Consider the following 23,285-nt stretch of genomic DNA (forward strand, 5'->3'; position numbering starts at 1 on the left):
CGCCTCAAACCGACCGATCACGACAAGGCGCCCCAGAGCGCCGTTTCGGACATCAAACATCGAGGAAGCGAACATGGGAACGATCGCAGCGGCGCAAAATGACGGCCGCGCAACAAGTGTCGCCACGGCCAGGAAGAAGCCGCTGTGGCGGAGCCTCGGCCTGCAGGTCGCCGTCAGCATGGTGCTCGGCATCGCCGTCGGCCTGCTGTGGCCGGACTTCGCCACCTCGCTGAAGGTGCTGGGCGACATCTTTCTCCGCCTGATCAAGACCGCGGTCGCGCCGCTGGTGTTTCTCACCGTCGTCGTCGGCATCGTCGCGGCCGGCGACATCAAGCGCGTCGGCAAGGTCGGGCTGATCGCGATCCTCTATTTCGAGATCGTCTCGACGGTCGCCCTGGCGCTCGGCCTGATCTTTGGCAATGCGATCGGCGTCGGCAAAGGCCTCGGACAGATCACGGCCTCCGCAGCCGCCACCAAGGGCGCCGAAGCCGCGGCCAAGGCGGCCGCCTCGTCGCACACCACCTTCGATCAGTTCCTGCTCAACGTGTTTCCCGACAATTTCCTCGGCGCTTTCGCGCGCGGCGAGCTGCTTCAGGTGCTGGTTATCGCCCTCATCTTCGGCTTCGGCCTGATGGCGCTGTCGCCCGAGCGGCGAGCGCCGATCGAAAGCGGACTGAACACCATCTCCACCGCGTTCTTCGAGTTCATCCACATCATCATGTCGCTGGCGCCGATCGGCACGTTCGGTGCGGTTGCCTATGCGGTCGGCTCCAACGGCACCAGCGTGCTGATCGCCCTCGCCTACCTGGTGCTGACGTTCTACGCCCTGGTCGCGCTGTTCATCCTGGTCGTGCTCGGCGCCATCTGCGCGCTGTTCGGCATCAACATCCTGCATCTGCTGCGCTACATCCGCGAAGAAATTCTCATCATGCTCGGCACCGCGTCATCCGAAAGCGTGCTGCCACGGCTGCTGGAGAAGCTGCCGTCCTATGGGCCGTCGACGCAGACCGTCGGTCTCGTGCTGCCGACCGGCTATGCCTTCAATCTCGACGGCACGTCGCTGTTCATGTCGATGGGCGTGATCTTCCTCGCCAACGCCTATGGCGTGACGCTCAGCTGGGAGCAGGAGCTGGGCATTCTCGCCATCATGCTGCTGACGTCGAAGGGCGCTGCCACCGTCTCCGGCGGCTCCTTCGTCGTCTTCGCGGCGACGGTCACCGCGTCCGGCATCCTGCCGGTCGACGGCCTCGCATTGATCTTCGGCGTCTACCGCTTTCTCTCGATCGCGGTATCGACGTGCAACGTCATCGGCAACACGGTGGCCGCGGTCGTCGTCGCCAAGATCGCCGGAGAGTTCGACGGTGATACGTTGCGACGTGTCGACGCCGCCGAGGTGAATTGAGCGCTGGCCAGGGAGAGCGTCAATGAGTGAGCGACGTGTCGAACACGATGCCTTTGGCCCGATCGACGTGCCGGCGGACCGCTATTGGGGCGCACAGACGCAACGCGCGCTCCGCGTATTCGACGTCGGCGAGGAGCGCTTTCCTGTCGCTCTGATTCGTGCGTTCGCACTGCAGAAGATCGCCGCCCTTCGCGCCAATGTTCGGCTCGGCAGCATCACCCCTTCCATCGCCGGACCGATCGAGCAGGCCGCGACCGAGCTGCATGAGGGGCGCTTCGACGCGCACTTTCCGCTGACGATCTGGCAGACCGGATCCGGCACCCAGACCAACATGAACGTCAACGAGGTCATCGCCAATCGTGCCAACGAACTGCTGGGGCAGCCGCTCGGCGCCAGGTCCCCGGTTCATCCCAACGATCATGTCAATTGCTCGCAGTCGTCCAACGACAGCTTTCCGACCGTGATGCATCTCGTGACCGCGCTCATGCTGCGCGACGCGCTGCTGCCTGCGCTGGCCGGCCTGCGCGACGAACTGGCCGCCAAGGCCGTGGCCTTTGCCGACATCGTCAAGATCGGCCGAACGCATCTGATGGACGCAGTGCCGATGACGATGGGTCAGGCGTTCGATGCCTTCGCCCGGCAGATCGGCAACGGCATCGACCGGATCGGCGCGACGCTGCCGCGCCTGCACGTTCTGTCGCAAGGCGGGACCGCGGTGGGCTCAGGCCTCAACGCGCCCGCGGGTTTCGACGCCGCGTTCTGCGCCGAGCTGAGCCGGCTGACCGGCATCGACTTCATCCCGAACCCGAGCAAGTTCGAGGGCATGGGCGCGCACGATGCGCTGGTCGAGGTGTCAGGCGCCCTCAACGGTCTCGCCGTATCGCTTTTGAAGATTGCCAATGACATTCGTCTGCTCGGCTCCGGCCCGCGCTGCGGCCTGGGCGAGATCGTGATCCCGCATGACGGGCTGACCTCCTCGATCATGCCCGGCAAGCGCAATCCGACCGTCGCCGAAGTAGTCGCACAGGTCGCGTTCCAGGTGATCGGCAATCATGCGACCGTCACGGCCGCGGCGGCATCCGGACATTTCGAGCTGAACGTGGCCAAGCCCGTTCTGATCTACAACGTTCTCCAGTCGATCAGATTGCTGGCGGACGGCTCGCGCATGTTCGCGGATAGGCTGGTGCGCGACCTCGATGTCGATCGTCGGCAGCTTGCATCTGATGTCGCCAACGCGCTGCTGCTGGCGACCGCGCTGAACCCGGTGCTCGGTTACGACAAGGTCTCGCAGATCACGACCAAGGCTCTTGCCGACAACACGACCCCACGGCAGGCCGCGATTGCGCTCGGTTTCATCACCGGGGACCAATACGACAGCCTGGTCGATCCGCGCCAGATGGCCGGCCTCGAGCGCGCCGAGGCGCGCTGAACGCGGCGATGGAGCGGCTCGGCATCTATGCGATGGGGATGGACGTCCATCGCAACGGCCTTTCCGCGAACTCCAATGTCAGGCCCCACGGCATCATCCGCTCCCTGACCGAGCTGGTGCCGGCGCGATAGAATGCCCGCGACCCGTCCGTCGGGACAATGGCTCGTCGTCTTCGTGATCGTTCTGCCCTTTGCTGTTGCGATCGACGTTGCTAGGTGGCTGGCGGACGGAGAGCGTCTGCGAACCATGCGGCTGCCAGCTCATTGCGTGCAGCGGCGTGGTTGTAGATGGTGTGCTCGCCATCCGGCCACGTCTCGACGCGTGACAGCGGATGGCAATTGCCTGTCAGGAAGCTCCGCTGCTCGCCGAGAGCGACCACCGGATCCGCGCCGCCTTCCAGCACCAGCGTGGGACAGGCGAGCGGCGCACGCTCGCCGTCGAAGACCAGCGACGGCAAGACGCCCGCGAGCTCTGCAGCCTCACCGACGCCGAACAGCGCCGCGAGTTGCTCCTGCACGGTGCGGTACGGCGGGATTTGGGGGCGTGCGGGCGAGCCGTTGATGCAGCAGGCGGCGATCCGTCGATCGCGCACCGCCGTCAGTGCGGCGAACAGTCCGCCGAAACTGTTGCCCCAGATCCCGACCGGTCGTCCGGGCGCGACGACGAGATCGACGAACCGGCTGAATCCGGCCGTGACGTCGGCGTCGGCGAACACGCCGCCCTCGATGCGGCTGTTGCCCTGACCGGGACCGTCCACCAGCAAGCAATCGAGGCCGCGCCTGCACAGCGCTTCCGCCATCGTGCGGTAGGCGGTCGACCAGCCGCTCATGCCGCCGAACACGATCACGGCGCCCAAGGCGTCGCTGCAGGCATGAAAGTGCCAGCCGAACAGTGCGCCGCCGCGGTGAGGCACTTCGATGCCGGAGACCCGGAATTCGGACAGTGCGGCGAAGCGGCCGAAGCAGCGCGTCATCTCTCGGTAGAGCGCGCGCTTGCGCCCGCCGTCGGCGTTGAAGGCCATCTGGGCGAAGACCAGACACGCCGCGGCGGCGTGCCAGGCGTCGCGTGCGCGGACCGGGTCTTCCTCTGCCCGGGCGCACGCTTCCTGGTCGCGGCCCAACTCCTCCAGCACCGCGTCCCAGGGTGCGCCCGCGCGGACCTGCTGGTGCGCGCGCTCGGCGAGGTCGCGGGGCACGCCGTAGTCCACCATGCGCGAGACGGGCATCGCGCGGCAGAGGGCCTCGATCTGCTTGAACTGGTCTTCACTTGGCCGCATGCGCGAGATCTCCCGTTGTTGCTCGGGCGACCATCGCGGCCTTGCGCCAGCCGAGCTTGTGGCGGAGCTCGTCGACGAGGCGTGGCAGGTCGGCTGTATCTGCGGCAAAGCCGAACAGGTTGGTGTCCGGGCGCGTCAGCATCGCGGCGACATGCTTTTCGGCCAGATACGCCGCATAGACGCCCTCGACGTCGACGATCCGCTCCACGCCGGGGCCCGCATCGTCGGCCAGCGTGAACAGCCGGCACCCGAGATCCTTCAGGAAGGCAATCCTGGACGCATCGAGTACCACGGCAGGATTTCTCTCAGCGATCAGCGCGAAGCGATAGCCGACATGGTCGTCGAGCCTCGCCGTCGTTCCGCCGACGCGCACTTGCCCCTGCGGCGGCACCGAGCCGACGACCTTGCCGGCCACGCCGCCACGGTCGTTCTGGATGAGACCGGCGCTGAAGGACGGAAACGGTGGCGGTGGCGGAAGCAGGTTGAGGCGGAACGCCAGGTCGCGGATGAACGCCAGAGCGCGGTTGTGGGTGTTCGATACCTTGCCGAGCATCACCGCGGTCTTCATGATGCTGGCGACATGCGGACGCCGCTCCGCTTCATAGCTGTTGAGAATGTCCGGCGTCGCGACGCCGCGCATCACGAGGTCGAGCTTCCAGGCGATGTTGGCGGCATCGCGGATGCCGGAACACGCCCCCTGCCCCAGGGAGGGCGGCATGGTATGAGCCGCGTCGCCGCCGAGGAAGGTTTGTCCCTTGCGCCAGCTGTGGGCCATGCGACTTTCGAAGGTGTAGACAACCTGGCGGATGATGCTGATGTCGTCCGGCCCGACGTCGTGATAGTGCTTGAGGATCTTCCAGGCGGTCTCCGGCTTCTCCATCGTCGCCGTGTCCTCGTGCTTCAGCACCGCGAATTCGAACCGCTGGCGGTTCTTGCCGATCGGCAGGAACATGTGGCCCCGTGCCGGATCGCAGTACATCTTGGTCTCATCGAAGCTTGACGCCAGCGGCCGCTTGCGCTCGCCGTCGATGTTGAGCCAGCGCTCGTGGAAGCCGCTGTCGTCGCGCTGGATGCCGAGCGCGGAGCGGACGAAGCTGCGGGCGCCGTCGGCACCGAAAACGTAACGCGCGCGCAACGTCTGGGTGCGCTCGCCGGCTTTCACCGCGAGCTCGACCGATCCGCCCGCGCTCGTCAGTCCGGTGAGCTCGGTGCCCTGGCGTACGCTGACGTTCGGCAGCGTGCGTACCCGGCGGTCGATGGCCGCCTCGATGTCGGGCTGGTGGATCGAGATGTGTGCCGGGAAGCCCATCGGAATGGTCGGAATCGCGCCGGCGTCGATGAGGCGCTGGCCCTTCGCATTGTAGAAGATGAAGGATTTGATCGGCGACGATTCGCGCAGCGCCTCGCCGATGTCGCAGGCGAAGCTGAGGAGCCGTGCCGTCTCCCCGTCGATGTGGGTCAGCCGCGGCAGGCCGTACAGCGTCGGCCAGCGCTCGATGACCACGACGCGGTGGCCGAGCTGGCCCAGAAGCGATGCGGCGGTCAGGCCGGTCGGTCCATAGCCGACGACGGCCACGTCGAAATCTGTCTGCACCACGAAAGGTCCTCCCTTGATTTTGGGGACGACCTTGTGGGATTGGCTGGCATTAGTAAAATCGATTGTTTCTATGGGAAGTATCCACGTTTCGGATGGATGGACCGCATGCGCTTCAACGGCCTCGACCTGAACCTGCTCGTCGCGCTCGACGCGCTGCTGACCGAGCGCAACCTCACGGCGGCGGCTCGCAACATCAACCTCAGTCAGCCGGCGATGAGCGCAGCGGTGGGACGGCTGCGAACCTATTTCAAGGACGACCTGTTCATCATGCGTGGGCGGGAGCTGGTGCCGACGCCGCTTGCGGAATCCCTCGCCGCGCCGACGCGCGAGGCGCTGCTGCACATCCAGCTGACGATTTCGAGCCGGGAGGCATTCGATCCCGCGAAGTCCGACCGGCGCTTCCGCATCGTCGTATCCGACTTCATGACCATCGTGTTCTTCCGCAGGATCATCGAGCGGGCCGCGCGGGAAGCGCCCGGCGTCAGCTTCGATCTGCTGCCGTTCGACGATCAGCCGGACGAGCCGCTGCGGCGGGGTGAGATCGATTTCCTGATCTTCCCCGAGGTGTTCATGCCGCCGGGCCACCCGAAGACGAAATTGTTCGATGAGACCATGGTCTGCGTCGGCTGCCGCTCGAACCGGCAGCTGAGGGGCAAGCTGACGTTCGAGACATACATGTCGATGGGGCATGTGATGGCCCAGTTCGGCAAGACACGAAAGCCATCGATCGACGAATGGCTGCTGCTGGAGCACGGCATCAAGCGGCGAGTTGAAGTGTCGGTCCAGAGCTTCGCCATGATCCCGCACTGCCTGCTGGAAACCGAGCGCATCGCGACCATGCACCGGCGCCTGGCGCTGCACTTCGCAAAGACCATGCCGCTGCAGATCGTCAAGCTGCCGGCGCATCTTCCCGCCTTCACCGAGGCGATCCAGTGGCCGGCCCTGCACAACAGCGATCCGGCCAGCGCCTGGCTGCGGGGTATGGTGCTAGCCGAGGCCAAGCGCATGCGCGTTTCGCACGGCTCCTAGAGGACCTCCGTGGAGCCTTCTGCTGAAGGACATCCGCCGGCGAAAGGTCGACGACGATCACCGCGAGCCGCGGCCCATCCGCCGGTCGCGGAGCCGCAGCGCACTCACGGCGCTTGCAGCACCGACGTCACCGCGTTCGCTTGGGACCTCCGGCAGCCGTGCGCTTGTGCTCGTCCATGAGCATTGCCACGAAGGCTGTCACCTTCGGCGCGCGAAAGCGGGCTGCGGGGAAGACGGCGTGGATGCCGCCGGACGGCAGCGTCCAGGATGGCACGACGTGGACGAGGCGGCCTGCCGCGAGATCGTCCCTGATCAGGAAGTCGGGCAGCACCGCAAGACCGCCACCGGCCAGCGTCGCGGAGAGAACCGCAGGCGTCGTGTTGATGGTCAGCGTCCGGCTCATCTCAACGCTTTCCCGCTCTGTCTCGCTTCGCGCGAACTGCCATATCAGCGGCTCCTTCAACGCAGCGTTCGCAACAAACGGCAGCGAGGCGAGGTCCCGCGGATGCGCGACACGCTTGACCACGCCGGGAGCCGCCACCAGCAGCTGACGAAAGCTGCCGATCCGCCGCGTCTGCAAGGTGGAATCGTCGAGCCATCCGACGCGGATCGAGAGATCGATCTGATTGGCGATGAGGTCGACCTTGCTGTCGGCGAGGACGAGATCGACCCGGCACGCCGGATAGGTCCGGGAGAACGCCGTCGCAATCGTAGCAAGGATGCATGTGCCGTAGTCGTTCGGCGCGGCAATCCGCAACAGCCCCATCGGCTCGGCGTTGCTTTGCGCGAGCTCGGCCATCGCGCTCTCGGCCTCGCGCAGGATGGCGGCGCATCGCGCATGCAGCATGCGGCCTGCCTGCGTCGGCTCGACGCGGCGGGTCGTGCGCACCAAAAGGTCGGTCTTCAGCTCACGCTCGAGCGCGGCGACCTGTTGGCTGACCACCGCCTTGGTGATCCCCAGCCGATCCGCCGCGCGGGTGAACGACGCGGCATCCACGACCGCGGAGAAATAGACCAGGCGATTGAGATTGATCGGCTCCACGCGTTGGGCCCTCGGCGCGATTGTCTATCTTTAGCATACAGCCTGTCTCTTTATGCTGTATTTATGAACAAACGAGAACCCGCTATGTCAGCGCCATGCCGATCCAAGACAGGGTGCCGGAGATGCGACTGACCTATCTGTTCGATCCGCTCTGCGGATGGTGCTACGGCGCCGGCCCGGCAATCGAAAAGCTCGCCGGCCACGACAACGTCACGCTCGAACTGCTGCCCACCGGCCTGTTTGCTGGGCGTGGCGCCGGCAGGATGGATGCGCAATTTTCCGAATATGCCTGGAGCAACGACCAGCGCATCGCCAAGCTGACCGGCCAGCGCTTTACCGACGACTACCGCACCCGCATTCTCGGCGCGGGCGGCGCGTTCGACTCGACGGCTGCCTCGCTCGGCCTGACGGCGGTCCACGCCACCGACCCCGGCCGTGAGCTCACGGCCCTGAAGGAGCTGCAGTTGGCGCGCTACGTGCGCGGACAGGACATCGTGAGCGTCGCGGGCGTCGGCGAGATCCTTCTATCGCTGGGTCTTGCGAAGGCCGCCGAGCGGATGCTGGCGCGGGATCCCGCTCTCGTCGAAGCCTATGGCCGCCGGATCCAGACCGCGCGCACCTTGATGCGACGCCACGGATTGTCCGGCGTCCCGGCCCTGTTGGCTGGTGAGGGCCCGGGGCAGAGGCCGCTGCCGGGCAACGCCTTGTACGAACCGCTCGAGGGCCTGCTCGCGCAACTCGGAGCGGCCTGAGTCGATCCGCCACTTATGCCTCGCACACGTTCACCCGGCGGTTGCGCACGGCAGGAGCGCCGCTTGCTGCCTGGCAGCATCATTCCATCACGCCAAGGAGACTGACATGCCCACACGGAGACAGATCATGACGACAGCCGTTACAGGGACCGCCGCAGCCATTCTCGGCTCTTCCGGGATTGGCCATGCCGCGGAGAGCAAGCTGAGCTGGACGCATTTCCCCGCAGGCCCGAACGGCTTCTTCCGGGCGCCCGTGCTGCTCTCGGGTCCGACCGAGGCGCTGCTGATCGACGGCGGCTTCAACTATCCGGACGGCCGCGCGGTGGCGGCTGCGATCAAGGCGAGCGGCAAGAAGCTGACCGCGATCTACATCAGCCAGTCGGACCCGGACTATTACTTCAGCCTCAAGCCGATCCGGGAAGCCTTTCCAGAGGTGAAGGTCATCGCCGCGACCGCGACGATCGCGGCGATCAAGGGCAATGTCGAAAAGAAGCTCGCGGTCTGGGGCCCGCAGTTGAAGGAGAACGGCCCGCAGACAATGGCCGATATCGTTCTGCCCGAGGCTTTCGATGGCCCGTCTCTCGCGGTCGATGGCGAGACGATCGAGATCGTCGCCGCCGAGGGTCTCGCCAACCGCCGCACTCTCTGGGTCCCGTCACTGAAGGCTGTCTTCGGCGGCGTCATGATCTTCTCCGGCGTCCATGTCTGGACCGCGGACACGCCGACCAAGGAGCAGCGCGCTGCCTGGATCGCGAACCTCGACAAGATCGCGGCACGCGCTCCCGCCATCGTCGTCGCCGGGCATGCCGTCGCCGACGCTGCGACCGATCTCTCCGGCATCCGGCACACGCGGGCCTATCTCGTCGCGTTCGAGGAAGAACTCGCCAAGGCCAAGGACGCAGCGGCATTGAAGGCTGCGATGGAGGCGAAGTTTCCCAACCTCGCCATGGGCGTCGCCCTCGACATCGGCGCCAAGGTGGCGAAGGGCGAGATGAAGTGGGGCTGAGGCGCCCCGGCAATCCGACTGCAGCCGGCTCACGATGACGCCGGCCCCGGCACGAGGCTCATGGCCCATGCCGGGGCCGAGTTAGTACGACGTTCACTGTTCCGGCACACCTGCCCTTAACCAGACGCCCCATTGGCGCCGCTCTCCGGGGTGCTACGGAGCCCCTGTAACCGAATCGAAATTCGGCCAAGCGTCTAGTTGTTGCGGGGCTTGTGGGGATAAGGCGCCAGTTCGTGCGCGCCGCTTCGACTGATGCAAGCCGTTCGTGCAGCGTCGGTGCCATGTCTCTCAATCTGCCGCAGATCTCCTTGAGCGTGTCGATCAAGAACTCGCTCCTGACCTCCGTCTTCCTGCTGCTGGCGATCCTCGGCGGTGTATCCGTCATGGCGACGATGCGGCTGTCGGCGCTGCAGGATGCCGTCGAGAGCATCGACCGCGACCGACTGCCGAAGATTCGCGCTCTCGGCGACCTCAACGCCGATATCGCCCACACCCACCTCGTCGCGATCCGCGCCGCGTTGTCCTCGGTGGCCGAGCCGCGCGCTGCGGCCGAGCAGGAGCTGAGACGCCGCACCACGGAGGTCGATGCAAGGATCGCGCACTTCAAGGAAACGATCGGCGCCGACGCGCCGATGAGGATGGCGTTCGACCAGTTCGTCAACAAATGGGACCTGTACCAGAAGCAGCAGGCCGTGATGCTCGAGCCGGATGTCGGGGCGAACCGCGACCGTTTGGAGCACGTCGTCAACATCGAGACGCCGCCGATCTTTCAGGCATTGGTCGACGCGATCGGGCACGGCATCAGGCTCGCCGATCATCGCGCGGACAGCGCGATCGACAGCGCCACCCTGGATGCCCAGGTGTTTCGCCTCGTGCTGTGGTCGGTCAACGGCGTCAGCATCCTGATCGGGCTGGCGACGCTGCTGTTCGTCATCCACGATGTCTCGACACCGATCTTCCGCATCACGCGCAGCATGGAGGCGATCGCCGAGGGCGAGCTGCAGACCGAGATTCCCTACGCCGATCATACCAACGAGCTCGGCATGATGGCACGGGCACTGGCCGTGTTCCGCACCAGCCTGGTCGAGAACGAGCGCCTCAACGCGGCGACACGCACGCTGTCCGAGCTCAGCGAATGGCTGCAATCGGCCAAGTCGGAACCCGAGCTCTACCAGATGATTTCGACGGTGCTCGGCGGCCTGATGCCCGAATGCACCGGCGCCCTCTACATCTACGCCGACAGCCGCGACGTTCTCGAAGTGGCGTCCGAATGGAACGGCGCGGCACTCACCCGGAGCCTGCATCCGGACGATTGCTGGAGCCTGCGCCGCGGCCACGTCTATATCCATGGCACCAACGAGGTCGAATTCCGCTGCGATCACGTCCATGACGGGGTCGACGAGAACTATTGCTGCATCCCGATCCTGGCCCATGGCGAGATCGTCGGCCTGCTGCATGTCGAGTACAATTTCACAGGCGCCGAAACCGCCGCCGAGGCCAAGGCGCGCTTCGCCGATCGCGCCCGGCTCGGGCTCGCCTGCGCCGAGCATCTGTCGATCGCCATCGCCAACATGAAGCTGCGCGAAGGCTTGCGCGACCAGTCGCTGCGCGACGCGCTGACCGGCCTGAACAACCGGCGCTATCTGATCGAGACGGCGCGCCGCGAATTGCTGCGCGCGTCGCGCAGCGGCGCGCCGTTGAGCGTCGTGACGCTGGACATCGATCACTTCAAGTCGTTCAACGACAATCATGGCCATGAGGCCGGCGACGCGGTGCTGCGCCACGTCGGCGACATTCTCAAGGCGATGTTCACCGGCTGCGATGTGCCCTGCCGCCTCGGCGGCGAGGAGTTCGTCGTGATGCTGCCGAACTGCACCATCGAGGAAGCCGCACTGCGCGCCGAGGAACTGCGGGCCCGCGTCGAGGCGCTCAACATCAGCTATGGCGAGAGCATGCTGCCGCGGGTGACGATCTCGGTCGGCGTTGCCGCCTATCCGGAAGCCGGCATCGACCTGCCGGAGATCCTGCGCGTCGCCGACGGCGCGCTGTATCGCGCCAAACACAAGGGCCGCAACCGGGTCGAGCTCGCCTCGGGCGGCATGGTGCCTCCGATCGACGAGATGACGAACCGGGCCGTCGCGGCGCTGGATGCCATCGTGGCGCAGGTCGACACCAGGCCGATCGCGCCGACCGATGCGGGGAAGGATCAGCAGATCGCCTGACGAGGCGCTTGCTACTCCGTCGGCAGCAAATGGCGGAGCGCCGATGCAATCATCACACCGCCGCCGGTGATCACGGCGACATCGAGAATAGCGGCGTGGATGTGCACCGGCATGCGCGCGACGAAGGCCTTGGCGAGGAAGGCGCCCGGCACCGCGACTAAGCCGATCAGCAGCGCGAAGGCCAGCACCTGCGCCGTGACGACGCCGGCCAAGCCAAATACCGAGATCTTGATCACGCCAGTCGCCACCGAGATCATCGCATCCGTGGCGATGACCGCCCCGCCTTCGAGGCCGGCCGCCATCAAGAGCGATAGCAGGATCACGCCGGAGCCCGAGGTGCCGCCCACGAGAACGCCGTAGCCCACGGCGCCGGCGGCGAGCCCGCCATTGCCGATCCGGACCTCGCGCTTGCGCAGGATCCGCCGCAACGGAACGCTCACGATCAGCATGGTGCCGATCACGAACGCCGCGCCGGCATTTGTCAGGCGCGTATAGCCGTAGGCGCCGATCGCTGTGGTCAGCGCCGCCGCGGCGATCACGATGCCGGCGCGCGTGCGGTCGGCATGGCTGATATAGGCGACGACGCGGCTGAGATTGGTGAGGATCGCCGAGATCGCGATGATCGGCACCACCGGCTCGGCGCCGACCATCGGCACCAGCACGAGCGGCATGAGAGCGCCGGTGCCGTAGCCGGCGAGACCGCCGATGATGGAAGCAAATAGAGCGACGGAAGCGACGAGCAGGAGTTGCAGGAGCGAGATATCGGCAAAGCCTGCCAGAAAATTCATGAACGTCCGTCGCGGTTGACACGCGCCGCCGCCTGATCGGCGATCGCGTTCAGCGATGCCTCGTCGAGCGGGAAGTCCGCAGCCAACCAGGCATCCTCTGCGAGGGTCAGCACATGACCGAGAAGCGGCCCTTCCGCAACCCCGCGCGCGATGAAATCGGCGGCCTTCAGCGGCAATTTCGGCGGCGTGAAGCGCTGCGGCAACAGCGCGAACTCGCGCCAGCGCGGCGCGGCGCGATCGCAGCCGGCGCGCGCCCAGCCGAGCAGCAGGCGGTCGCGATAGACGGTCTCGCCGAGACGATAGAGCAGCCGCCGCGTGCGCGCCTCGTCGGCGGAGGCGAACCGCCACCAGCGATGGCCCATGCCGTCGAGCGCCTTGGTCTCGGCATTGGAGAGCTTCAGCCTGACGCCGAGCCGGCGCGCATCCTCGGTGACCGCAACCGCGAGCGCGGCGAGACGCCGGACCGCGCTCGCCGGCAGCGCCAGCTCGTGCTCGATCTCGATCATCGCGGCGAACGGGCCGAGATAGGCGACGCCACCCAGGATCGCGGTCAGCAATCCGCCGTCGGTCATCGCCGTGACTGCGCCGACCGCACCATCGGTGACGAGCAGCTTCAGCATCTCCATGCGGATACGTTCGGCGGACAGCGTGGCCAGACCGGCGCGGCCGGCGATGCAGGCGAGGTAGCCGTCGCGGTCGGGCTCGCCGTGGCCGAAGGCCGAGTGGATGCGGAAGAAGCGCAGGATGCGCAGATAGTCCTCGGCAATGCGCTGGGCGGGATCGCCGATGAAGCGCACGCGGCGGGCTTCGATGTCAGCGAGACCACCGACATGATCGTGCACGACACCATCGGGCCCCACGGAGAGCGCATTGATGGTGAAGTCGCGGCGGTGCGCATCGCCGATCCAATCGCGGCCGAACTCGACCTTGGCCTTGCGGCCGAAGGTCTCGGCGTCCTCGCGCAGCGTCGTCACCTCGAACGGATGTCCTTCGAGCACCAGGGTGACGGTGCCATGATCGATGCCGGTCGGCACGCTCTTGATAGAGGCGGCCTTGGCGCGACGGATCACCTCGGCCGGCAGTGCCGTCGTTGCAATGTCGATGTCGCCGATGGCGATGCCGAGCAGCGCGTTGCGGACGGCGCCGCCGACCACGCGCGCTTCCTCGCCGTCGCAATTGAGCAGTGCGAGCACCCGCGCGGCCGGACCGGATGAAAGCCAGGGCGCGCTCTGCACCCGCGGATCCATCATCTCTCGACCCCGGGAATGAGCCTGCCGTTCTCGACATGGGCGGGGACGTAGGTCGAACGCGGCGGCGCGCCGGAAAACTCGGCGACCAGGACCAGACTTGCAATCACCAACACCAGCGCCGCCACCGTCAATTTTGCAACCAGATGCAGAGGCCAGTTGGCCGGCACCAAAAGCCCTGCCTGGGTTGCGAACAAGAACAGCACATAAATCGCAAAAGGAATGAGAAAAATTCCGATTTCCGTCAACACGGGCCGGATCATGACAGACAGATCCGCTCATAGAGGACCCGGAGGATGCCCGCGGTTGCGCCCCAGATATAGCGCTCCGCGAACGGCATCGCGTAATATGACCGCTCCATGCCGCGGAATTCCTTGGAATGCAGCTGGTGATTGGCGGGATCCATCAGGAATGCCAGCGGCACCTCGAAGGCATCGTCGACCTCGCCTTCGTTGATCTTGAGTGAGAATCCCGGCCGCACCCGCGCCACCGTCGGCAGGATGCGGAAGCCAAAGGCGGTGCCGTAGACGTCGAGATAGCCGATCGGGTCGACGAAGCTGCGGTCGAGCCCGACCTCCTCCTCCGCCTCGCGCAGGGCCGCATCGAGCGGCGTGGCATCGGTGACGTCGATCTTGCCGCCGGGAAACGCGATCTGCCCGGCATGGCTCGAGAGGTTCGGTGAGCGCTGCGTCAGCAGCACGGTCGGCTCGGGACGGTCCACCACCGGGATCAGCACCGCGGCGGGCCGGATCGGCTGCTCGCGGGCGATGATCTCGAGCATGCGATCCGTGCCGGAATCGCCGCTGGTCGGAATCACGTCGGGATCGAGCAGCGCCGGCGGAACGTCGAAGCCCAGCCGCTCGCGGCCACGTCCGAAGAACTCCGTCGAACTGATCGAAGCCGCCTTGTTCCTCACCATGGGCTCGTTCAAAGCGCCGCCCTCACCTCTTCTGCGTTGGCCATGGGGAAGAACGCACCGCCCGACTCCACCCCGAACATGACGTTACCATCGATCATCCGCTCCTCACCCATGTCAACAAGCTCATAGTAGAGCGCCCGTGTCACCTTGGCCCAGAGATCGGCGCGGACATGCAGATAGGGCGTGAGACCGCCGCTTTCTCCAGGCTCGAAGCGCAGCCGGTGCTCGGCGTCGCAAGTGACCCAGTCGTCGACATTGGTGCGGAAATGGAGCTGCATGCCGCTATCACCGGCTTCTTTCCGCATTTCTACGGCCATGAAGGGGACATCATCGACGCGGATGCCGACCTTCTCCACAGGCGTGACCAGGAAATAATGCTCGCCTTCGCGCTTCAGGATCGTCGAGAACAGCCGCACCAGCGCCGGCCGGCCGATTGGCGTGCCCAAGTAGTACCAGCTACCATCCCCTGCGATTCGCATGTCGAGATCGCCGCAGAATGGCGGATTCCACAGATGCACCGGCGGCAGGCCTTTTCCGGACGTGCCGGCCTGCGTTGCGGCCGAGGTCAGCCGCGCGAGTCCCTGGTCGGTGGTCTGCCCTTGCTTCGCCATGGTTTGCCCTGAGTTTGCGTATGCCTTGGCACGATTGGTGCAGGATTTCATCGCGCGCGTCTGTGCAAAAGTTCCTGGCGGCAGTGCGCGTGATGTAAGGTCGCCATAACGTGATGCCGTCAATACCCCGTAATGCCGATAATATGGGGATAGTTTAACTCAACGAATACAGCGCCTTCGCATAGATTAGCATCCGCTTCCGGACAAACTGGAGCGGATCGTTCGTCCGAAAGTTCAAGATGCGGGGCAGAAGGAGCGACGGGAATGGCTGAGAGTGCCGAGAAGCTCGAGGATGCGATCGTCCGATCGGCCGAACAGGTCTCCGGACAGATCCGGGCGGCAAAGGACGCGATTTCCAATGTGATCTTCGGCCAGGACAAAGTGGTGGAAAACACCCTGGTGACGATCCTGTCCGGCGGCCACGCGCTGCTGATCGGCGTCCCCGGCCTCGCCAAGACCAAGCTGGTGGAAACATTGGGTGTCACGCTCGGCCTCGATGCCAAGCGCGTCCAGTTCACCCCCGACCTGATGCCATCGGACATTCTCGGTGCCGAGGTGCTCGACGAGAGCGCCGGCGGCAAGCGCTCGTTCCGCTTCATCGCCGGCCCGGTGTTTGCGCAACTCCTGATGGCGGACGAGATCAACCGCGCCAGCCCGCGCACGCAATCAGCGCTGCTGCAAGCCATGCAGGAACAGCACATCACGGTTGCGGGCGCCCGCCACGACCTGCCCAAGCCTTTCCACGTGCTGGCGACCCAGAATCCGCTCGAGCAGGAAGGAACCTATCCGCTGCCCGAGGCGCAGCTCGACCGTTTCCTGATGGAGATCGACGTCGACTATCCCGATCGCGACGCCGAGCGTCGCATCCTGTTCGAAACCACCGGCGCCGAAGAGAGCGCCGCCAAGAGCGCAATGACCGCGGACGCGCTGATCGCCGCGCAGCGGCTGGTGCGGCGGCTGCCTGTCGGCGATTCCGTGGTCGAGGCGATCCTGTCGCTGGTGCGCTCGGCGCGTCCAGGTCCCGAGGCCGGTGAGGCCGGCAAGCTGATCGCCTGGGGTCCGGGTCCCCGCGCCAGCCAATCCCTGATGCTCGCGGTGCGCGCCCGCGCGCTGCTCGACGGCCGCCTCGCGCCCTCGATCGACGACGTGCTCGATCTTGCCGAGCCCGTGCTGAAGCACCGCATGGCGCTGACCTTCCCCGCCCGCGCCGAGGGCCGCACCATTCCGGACGTGATCCGGCAACTGAAGAGCCGGATTGGCTGATGGCTGCAACACCCGGGCATGCCGACAAGGAGATTCTCGCAATCCGGCGTGCCGACGGCGAAAGCCGGACGCTGGCCGCCTCGCTGCCGCGTCTCGTGCTCGAAGCCCGCCAGATCGCCGCCAACGTCATCCACGGCCTGCATGGCCGGCGGCGCGCCGGCTCCGGCGAGAGCTTCTGGCAATATCGCCGCTTCGTCTCCGGTGAGCCGTCGCAACGCGTCGACTGGCGCCGCTCCGCGCGCGACGATCATCTCTATGTCCGCGAGCAGGAATGGGAGGCCGCCCACACCGTGTGGATCTGGCCCGACCGTTCGCCGTCGATGGCCTTCGCTTCGAAGGGCGCACGCGACAGCAAGCTCGAGCGCGCGCTGATCGTGACCTTCGCGCTGGCGGAACTGCTCGTCGCCGGCGGCGAACGCGTCGGCATTCCCGGCCTGATCAATCCGACCGCGAGCCGCAGCGTGATCGACCGTATCGCGCAGGCGATGCTGCATGATGAGACGGTCAGGCCGAGCCTGCCGCCGTCCTTCGTGCCGTCGGCGCTCGCCGAGATCGTCGTGCTGTCGGATTTCTGGTCGCCCATCTCCGAGATCAGCATCATGCTGGCCGGCCTGTCCGCGTCTGGCGCACATGGCACGATGGTGCAGGTGGTCGATCCCGCCGAAGAAACCTTCCCTTATTCGGGCCGCGTCGAATTCGTCGAGCCGGAAGGCGGCGAGGTGATCACTGCAGGACGTGCCGAGAGCTGGGCGCAGGATTACGTCGCCCGCGTCGCGCTGCATCGCGATCAGATCCGCGCCGAGACCGGCAGGCTGGACTGGCTGTTCACGACCCACACCACCAGCCGCTCGGCCGCCGAACTGCTGCTGTTCCTGCACGCCGGCATGACGACCCCCAAGGCGGGAGCGCGCGCCAGCGTCAAAGTGGGCGCTGGCCTGAGAGGGATCGGCGCATGATGGGTCTGCCGCTGTCGTTCGCCGAACCGTTGCTGCTGACCGGTCTCGTCAGCCTGCCGGTACTGTGGTGGCTGCTACGCGTGATGCCGCCGCGCCCGCGGCGGATCGAATTTCCGCCGACCCGCCTGCTGTTCGACATCACGCCCAAGGAAGAGACGCCGTCGCGTTCGCCCTGGTGGCTCACGCTGCTGCGATTGATTGCAGCGGCGCTGGTGATCTTTGCGGCGGCCGGCCCGATCTGGAATCCACGCACCGAGGCCATCGGCAGCAAGGCGCCGCTGGTGCTTTTGCTCGATGACAGCTGGAGCGCGGCGGCGAGCTGGGACACCCGCATCAGGGCCGCCGACGAGATCATCGCCAATGCCGATGCCGACCGGCGCGGCGTTGCGCTGGTGCCGCTGTCCGAACCCGCGCGAGATCTCACCCTGATGCCGGCCGGGGCGGCGCGCGTCGCGCTGCGTCAGATCGCGCCCAAGGCCTACACGACCGAGCGCGCCGACACACTGCCTCAGCTCGACCGCTTCCTGAAAGCCACCGGCGATGCCGAGATCATGTGGTTTTCCGATGGCGTCGACCCTGGTCGCGGCAGCGAGTTCGTCACGGGACTTGCCAAGACCATCGGCGATCGCAGCCTGACGGTGTTCGAGGGCGGCACGCTGTCGCCGCTGGCGCTTGCGGGCGCCGAGAACGCAGCGGCCAAGATGACCGTGAAGGTGCTGCGGGCCGATCTCTCCGTTCCGGGCGGCATCGTCCGCGCGCTCGATGCCAAGGGCTCACCGCTCGGCGAGGCGTCATTCAGCTTCGCCGCCGGCGCGCATGACGCGGAGGCGAGCTTCGACCTTCCGGTCGAGCTGCGCAACGACATCACCCGGCTCGAGATTGCGGGCGAGCACTCGGCCGGCGCCGTGCAGCTGCTCGACAAGCGCTGGCGCCGCCGCGCGGTCGGCATCGTCACCGGCGCCACCAGCGACACCGCACAGCCCCTGCTCGCGCCGACCTTCTATCTGACTCGCGCGCTGTCGCCGTTCGCCGATCTCCGGCTCGGTGACCGCGGCGCGCCGCAGCAGGTCATCACGCAGTTCCTCGATCAGAAAGTGCCGATGATCGTGATGGCCGACGTCGGCACCTTGTCGCCGGAGCTGCGCGACCGCCTCAATGGCTGGATCGAGAATGGCGGCGTACTGGTACGGTTCGCCGGTCCCCGGCTCGCCCAGGGCGATGACGACCTCGTGCCGGTGAAGCTGCGCCGGGGCGGCCGCACGCTCGGCGGCAGCCTGACCTGGGAGAAGCCGCAGCATCTGGCCGCTTTCGCGGCCGACGGTCCGTTCGCCGGCATCAGCGTGCCGAAGGACGTCACCGTCAATCGCCAGGTCCTCGCCGAGCCCGACGCCGTGCTGGCGACCAAGAGCTGGGCCTCGCTCGAGGACGGCACGCCGCTCGTCACCGGCGAGCATCGCGGCAAGGGCCTGATCGCGCTGTTCCATGTGAGCGCCGACATGCGCTGGTCCGATCTGCCGATGTCGGGCGCCATGGTCGAGATGCTCCGCCGCATCGTCGACATGTCCGGCTACACCTCGACGCCGGGGCCGGGCGCAGCGGGCGAGACCGCCAAGGCCACCTTGGCGCCGCTGCACATCCTCGACGGCTTCGGCGCCTTCGGACCGCCGCCTTCGACGGCCAAGCCACTGCCGGCCGACTACAACGACCGGGCATCGCTGGATCATCCACCCGGATTTTACGGCCCTGCCGAGGGACCCACCGCAGTGAACACGCTCAGCCCCGCCGATCGCATTCTGCAGCTCGACACATCCGCCCTGGTCGCCAAGCGCGCCAGCTACACGACGGCGGAGCCGCGCGATCTCCGGGGCATCCTGCTGTCGACTGCGCTGCTGCTGTTCCTGATCGACGCGGTCATCGTCGCCCTGCTCGGCGGCGCGCTGGCCGCGCTGGTGCGGCGGCGGCGTGCAGCATCTGCGGCGATCGCGATTGCCATGCTCGCCACCGGCGCCCTGCTCGCGATCGCGATGCCGACCGCCGCGCGCGCTGATGCGGCCAGCGATGATTTCGCGATGCGCGCGGTCTCGCAGACGCGGCTCGCCTACGTCGTGACCGGCAATGCCGACGTCGATTCCATCGTCAAGGCCGGCCTGACCGGGCTGACCTTGTTCCTGGCGCAGCGCACGGCGCTCGAGGCCGGCGATCCCGTCGGCATCGATCCCACCCATGACGAGCTGGCCTTCTTCCCGCTGATCTACTGGCCGATCGTGCCGGGTGCGCCGAAGCCGCCCCAGGACGCGATCAACAAGATCGACGCCTACATGAAGCAGGGCGGCACGGTCATTTTCGACACACGCGACGCCGTCGAGGCGCCGCCGGGCGACAATGGTGCCCAGCAGACCCCGGGCATGCAGTCGCTGCGCGAGATCCTGTCGTCGCTGGATGTGCCCGAGCTCGAGCCGGTGCCGCGCGAGCATGTGCTGACCAAGACGTTCTATCTGCTGCGCGACTTCCCCGGCCGCTTCACCGCGGGCCAGACCTGGGTCGAGGCGCTGCCGAAAGATGAGGACGAAGACAGCGCCTCGCGCCCGGCGCGCGGCGGCGACGGCGTGTCGCCGATCATCATCACCTCCAACGACTTGGCCGGTGCATGGGCGATCCGCCCCGATGGCCAGGCCATGCTGCCGATGGTCCCGGGCGAGCCACGCCAGCGCGAATTCGCCTTCCGCGCCGGCGTCAACATCGTGATGTACACGCTGACCGGCAACTACAAGGCCGACCAGGTGCACGCGCCGGCGCTGATCGAACGGCTCGGACAGTGATGATGCGCGTCGTCGGTCTCGATATCGCAACAACAATGGTCGTCATGGCCGGGCTTGACCCCTCTGCGCGGCCGAAGCCGCTTCGGCGCGGCGAAGGCCCGGCCATCCACGAGCAGCGACGCACGCCGTGCGACATGGATGCCCGGCACGAGGCCGGGCATGACGACAACTGCGAGTTTGCCTCATGAACTACGGCATCGCGTTCACGCCTCTGGTCCCGACGGTCGTGCTGTGGCTCGCGATCGGCGCCATCGTCGTCATCGCCGCATTGCTGCTGATCGGCCGCTCGCGCTCGGCCTGGATCCGCGTCACCGCGCTGGCTCTGATCGCGCTCGCACTCGCCAATCCGCAGTTCACGCGCGAGGACCGCGAGCCCCTGACCTCGGTCGCCGCCGTCGTCGTCGACAAGAGCCCGAGCCAGAATTTCGGCGACCGCAACAAGCAGACCCAGGCGGCCCAGGAGGCGCTGGTCGACGGCTTGAAGAAGATCAAGGGCCTCGAGGTCCGCGTGGTCGATGCCGGCCAGGCCGATGGCGAGACCGACGGCACGCATTTGTTCGGCGCGCTGACTTCGGCGCTGTCGGATGTCCCGGTCGACCGCGTTGCCGGTGCCTTCCTGATCACCGACGGCCGCGTGCACGACATTCCCGGCAACGTCGCCGCGCTCGGTTTCCAGGCACCGCTGCAGGCCCTGATCACCGGGCAGAAGGCCGAGCGCGACCGCCGTGTCGCAATCACCGCAGCCCCGCGCTTCGGCATCGTCGGCCAGCCGCAGACGATCAGCTTCCGCCTCGACGACCAGGGCGTCAGCGGCGCCAGCGCCAAGGTCGTGATCCGCCGCGACGGCGAGGTCATCAGCGAACGCACGCTGACCAGCGGTCAGGCCGCCAATGTCGACGTCGACATCAAGCACGAAGGCCAGAACATCGTCGAGATCGAGGCCTCGCCGCTCGACAACGAGCTGACCCTCGTCAACAACCGTGCCGTGGTCTCGATCGACGGCGTGCGCGACAAGCTGCGCGTGCTCTTGGTGTCGGGCGAGCCGCATTCCGGCGAGCGCACCTGGCGCAACCTCTTGAAGTCCGATGCCAGCATCGATCTCGTCCACTTCACCATCCTGCGTCCGCCGGAGAAGCAGGACGGCACGCCGATCAACGAGCTGTCGCTGATCGCGTTTCCGACCCGTGAGCTGTTCCAGCAGAAGATCAACGAATTCCAGCTGATCATCTTCGACCGCTATGCCCGCCAGGGCGTGCTGCCGATCGCCTATTTCGACAACATCGCGCGCTATGTCCGGAATGGCGGCGCGGTGCTGGTCTCGGCCGGGCCGGACTACGCCTCCAACACCAGCATCTGGCGCACCCCGCTCGACTCGGTGCTGCCCGCCGAGCCGGTCGGCGTCACCGAGAAACCGTTCTATGCGCACCTGTCGGACGCCGGCAAACGCCATCCGGTCACACGCGGGCTCGAAGGCTCGGCGTCGGAGCCGCCGCATTGGAGCCGCTTCTTCCGCACCGTCGAGACCCGCAATGCGGTCAGCCCGCCGGTGATGACCGGCGCCGACGGCAAGCCACTGCTGCTGCTGTCGCGCTTCGGCGCCGGCCGGGTCGCGCTGCTGCTGTCCGACCATATCTGGCTATGGGCGCGCGGCTATGAAGGCGGCGGCCCGCATCTCGACCTGCTCCGGCGGATGTCGCACTGGCTGATGCAGCAGCCTGATCTGGACGAGGAAGCGCTGCGGCTGCAGATCCAGGGCAAGGATCTCGCCGTCATCCGCCAGACCATGGGCGACACCGTGCCGCCGGTGACCGTCACCTCTCCGTCCGGCACCACGCGCGAGCTCACCCTCGCTCAAGGCGATCCCGGCGAATGGCGCGCGACCTTGCCGGCGAGCGAACTCGGCCTGTGGCAGGCCACCGACGGCACCTTGAAGGCGCTGATCAATGTCGGGCCGACAAATCCGAAGGAGTTCTCCGAGGTCACCTCGACCACCGAGACGCTGAAGCCGCTGGCGCAGGCGACCGGCGGCGACGCCCGCCGCATCGCGGACGGATCAAGTATCGACATGCCCCGCATCGTCCCTGTCCGGTCATCGACGCTGTTCAGCGGCGACGGCTGGATGGGCGTGCGGATGCGCGACGCCAGCGTCGTCAAGGGCGTCGGCGTGCTGCCGATGTTCGCCGGCGTGATCGGCCTGCTGCTGCTGCTCGGCGCGCTCGCCGCGACCTGGGTGCGCGAGGGGCGCTGAGCCGCACGACACGGACTCGCACCATACGGTGCGAGCGACGTGGCGCGAAGGGCACAACGGTCCTGATTTCACACGCTGCCGCAGCGCACTGATTGACAGCAGCGAAGCCCCCCTGCGATGTTACATTGTAACAAAGGCTGAGCCTCTCAGCCGAACGGGGTGGCCGATCGACATGAGCCAAAGCTGGCCATGAGCTGGTTTCGCGCGAACATCAAGGATGGCTCGCGGCTGGCGCTGTTCGCGCTGCTGCTGCAGTTCGCGCTCGCCTTCGGCCATGTGCATTGGCTCGCAGCGCAGCCTCAAGACGCCGCCGGTGTCACGGCGCAGCAGCTTAGCACCAGATCCTCACCCGCTGATCAGGATGGGGATCAGCAGCCGGCAGCGGATTATTGCGCCATCTGCGCCGTCATGGCGATGGCGCAATCGCTGCTGCTGTCGCCCGCGCCGGTTCTCACTCTTCCCGACGCGGTCGCATTTCGCCTGCCCGATGCGATCGCCGTCACCATGGCGGCTGTCGCCGTCAGCACGGCGTTCCAGCCGCGCGCCCCTCCCCTCGCCTGATCTGAGCCGCTCGACATGCTGAACCGCTGTGCTCACGCGCGCAGCGGCAGCGTTCAGGAATGGATCCGTCGCGAGCCGACGGCAGGCGCATCCCACCAGCAACGAAAGACGTGGGACG

General features: G+C 66.7%; 21 protein-coding genes. 13 read left to right on the top strand and 8 right to left on the bottom strand.

Annotation, left to right across the window (positions count from 1 at the left end):
* Positions 1-73 precede the first annotated feature (73 nt).
* From S58_RS27325 to S58_RS39150, 3 genes are read left to right on the top strand one after another with little or no spacing between them, the layout of a single operon-like run.
* Positions 74-1,402 (top strand): cation:dicarboxylate symporter family transporter, encoded by a 1,329-nt coding sequence (locus S58_RS27325; protein ID WP_015668644.1) that lies wholly within the window; start codon positions 74-76, stop codon positions 1,400-1,402.
* Positions 1,403-1,424: 22 nt separating this feature from the next.
* Positions 1,425-2,831, top strand: coding sequence for a class II fumarate hydratase (locus S58_RS27330; protein WP_015668645.1), 1,407 nt, complete (start codon positions 1,425-1,427; stop codon positions 2,829-2,831).
* Positions 2,832-2,839: 8 nt separating this feature from the next.
* Entirely contained in the window at positions 2,840-2,962 is a 123-nt protein-coding gene (locus S58_RS39150; RefSeq protein WP_322788229.1) for a hypothetical protein, read from the top strand.
* Positions 2,963-3,042: 80 nt separating this feature from the next.
* Here S58_RS39150 and S58_RS27335 read toward each other — a convergent pair whose 3' ends face one another.
* Together S58_RS27335 and mhpA are read right to left on the bottom strand one after the other, a co-directional pair.
* Complete coding sequence (locus S58_RS27335; RefSeq protein WP_015668646.1) at positions 3,043-4,107, bottom strand: alpha/beta hydrolase; 1,065 nt, start codon at positions 4,105-4,107, stop codon at positions 3,043-3,045.
* Positions 4,094-5,704 (bottom strand): bifunctional 3-(3-hydroxy-phenyl)propionate/3-hydroxycinnamic acid hydroxylase MhpA, encoded by a 1,611-nt coding sequence (gene mhpA, locus S58_RS27340; protein WP_015668647.1) that lies wholly within the window; start codon positions 5,702-5,704, stop codon positions 4,094-4,096. The genes S58_RS27335 and mhpA overlap by 14 nt, the downstream gene beginning before the upstream one ends.
* Before the next feature lie 105 nt (positions 5,705-5,809).
* Between mhpA and S58_RS27345 the strand changes: the two genes are divergently transcribed.
* The gene (locus S58_RS27345; protein WP_042340967.1) at positions 5,810-6,733 is read left to right on the top strand and encodes a LysR family transcriptional regulator; all 924 of its coding nucleotides are present in this window, start codon (positions 5,810-5,812) and stop codon (positions 6,731-6,733) included.
* 127 nt (positions 6,734-6,860) lie between these two features.
* On the opposite strand, the gene S58_RS27350 is transcribed toward S58_RS27345, so the two are convergent.
* Positions 6,861-7,775, bottom strand: a complete 915-nt coding sequence (locus tag S58_RS27350; protein WP_015668649.1) for a LysR family transcriptional regulator — start codon at positions 7,773-7,775, stop codon at positions 6,861-6,863.
* A 122-nt stretch (positions 7,776-7,897) separates the two neighbouring features.
* On the opposite strand from S58_RS27350, the gene S58_RS27355 reads away from it, so the two are divergent.
* The 3 genes from S58_RS27355 to S58_RS27365 all read left to right on the top strand — a co-directional run bounded on the left by S58_RS27355 (position 7,898) and on the right by S58_RS27365 (position 11,755).
* Complete coding sequence (locus tag S58_RS27355) at positions 7,898-8,527, top strand: DsbA family protein (RefSeq protein ID WP_015668650.1); 630 nt, start codon at positions 7,898-7,900, stop codon at positions 8,525-8,527.
* 106 nt (positions 8,528-8,633) lie between these two features.
* Positions 8,634-9,533, top strand: a complete 900-nt coding sequence (locus S58_RS27360; RefSeq protein WP_015668651.1) for an MBL fold metallo-hydrolase — start codon at positions 8,634-8,636, stop codon at positions 9,531-9,533.
* Between the two features lie 281 nt (positions 9,534-9,814).
* The gene (locus tag S58_RS27365) at positions 9,815-11,755 is read left to right on the top strand and encodes a diguanylate cyclase (protein ID WP_015668652.1); all 1,941 of its coding nucleotides are present in this window, start codon (positions 9,815-9,817) and stop codon (positions 11,753-11,755) included.
* An 11-nt stretch (positions 11,756-11,766) separates the two neighbouring features.
* Here S58_RS27365 and S58_RS27370 read toward each other — a convergent pair whose 3' ends face one another.
* The 5 genes from S58_RS27370 to S58_RS27390 are packed head-to-tail and all read right to left on the bottom strand — an operon-like array spanning position 11,767 to position 15,320.
* Positions 11,767-12,543, bottom strand: a complete 777-nt coding sequence (locus S58_RS27370; protein ID WP_042340255.1) for a TSUP family transporter — start codon at positions 12,541-12,543, stop codon at positions 11,767-11,769.
* Complete coding sequence (locus S58_RS27375; RefSeq protein WP_042340256.1) at positions 12,540-13,793, bottom strand: CCA tRNA nucleotidyltransferase; 1,254 nt, start codon at positions 13,791-13,793, stop codon at positions 12,540-12,542. Before S58_RS27375 ends, S58_RS27370 begins: the two co-directional genes overlap by 4 nt.
* Positions 13,790-14,053, bottom strand: a complete 264-nt coding sequence (locus S58_RS27380) for a DUF6111 family protein (RefSeq protein ID WP_015668655.1) — start codon at positions 14,051-14,053, stop codon at positions 13,790-13,792. The genes S58_RS27375 and S58_RS27380 overlap by 4 nt, the downstream gene beginning before the upstream one ends.
* Positions 14,050-14,709 carry a CoA pyrophosphatase gene (locus S58_RS27385; protein ID WP_015668656.1) on the bottom strand — a complete coding sequence of 220 codons (660 nt, stop codon included), beginning with the start codon at positions 14,707-14,709 and terminating at the stop codon, positions 14,050-14,052. Before S58_RS27385 ends, S58_RS27380 begins: the two co-directional genes overlap by 4 nt.
* An 8-nt stretch (positions 14,710-14,717) precedes the next feature.
* The gene (locus S58_RS27390; RefSeq protein WP_015668657.1) at positions 14,718-15,320 is read right to left on the bottom strand and encodes a DUF1285 domain-containing protein; all 603 of its coding nucleotides are present in this window, start codon (positions 15,318-15,320) and stop codon (positions 14,718-14,720) included.
* Between the two features lie 264 nt (positions 15,321-15,584).
* On the opposite strand from S58_RS27390, the gene S58_RS27395 reads away from it, so the two are divergent.
* The 6 genes from S58_RS27395 (at position 15,585) to S58_RS27420 (ending at position 23,167) form a co-directional block, all read left to right on the top strand.
* Complete coding sequence (locus S58_RS27395; RefSeq protein WP_015668658.1) at positions 15,585-16,583, top strand: AAA family ATPase; 999 nt, start codon at positions 15,585-15,587, stop codon at positions 16,581-16,583.
* Entirely contained in the window at positions 16,583-17,539 is a 957-nt protein-coding gene (locus tag S58_RS27400) for a DUF58 domain-containing protein (RefSeq protein ID WP_015668659.1), read from the top strand. The genes S58_RS27395 and S58_RS27400 overlap by 1 nt, the downstream gene beginning before the upstream one ends.
* The gene (locus S58_RS27405) at positions 17,536-20,358 is read left to right on the top strand and encodes a DUF4159 domain-containing protein (RefSeq protein WP_015668660.1); all 2,823 of its coding nucleotides are present in this window, start codon (positions 17,536-17,538) and stop codon (positions 20,356-20,358) included. The genes S58_RS27400 and S58_RS27405 overlap by 4 nt, the downstream gene beginning before the upstream one ends.
* Positions 20,359-20,360: 2 nt before the next feature.
* The gene (locus S58_RS27410) at positions 20,361-20,546 is read left to right on the top strand and encodes a hypothetical protein (protein WP_144058402.1); all 186 of its coding nucleotides are present in this window, start codon (positions 20,361-20,363) and stop codon (positions 20,544-20,546) included.
* Positions 20,543-22,606, top strand: a complete 2,064-nt coding sequence (locus tag S58_RS27415) for a hypothetical protein (protein WP_015668661.1) — start codon at positions 20,543-20,545, stop codon at positions 22,604-22,606. The genes S58_RS27410 and S58_RS27415 overlap by 4 nt, the downstream gene beginning before the upstream one ends.
* A 189-nt stretch (positions 22,607-22,795) precedes the next feature.
* Complete coding sequence (locus S58_RS27420; RefSeq protein ID WP_015668662.1) at positions 22,796-23,167, top strand: DUF2946 family protein; 372 nt, start codon at positions 22,796-22,798, stop codon at positions 23,165-23,167.
* The last annotated feature ends 118 nt before the right edge of the window (positions 23,168-23,285 follow it).

It is taken from the genome of Bradyrhizobium oligotrophicum S58 (assembly GCF_000344805.1).
Taxonomy (GTDB): domain Bacteria; phylum Pseudomonadota; class Alphaproteobacteria; order Rhizobiales; family Xanthobacteraceae; genus Bradyrhizobium; species Bradyrhizobium oligotrophicum.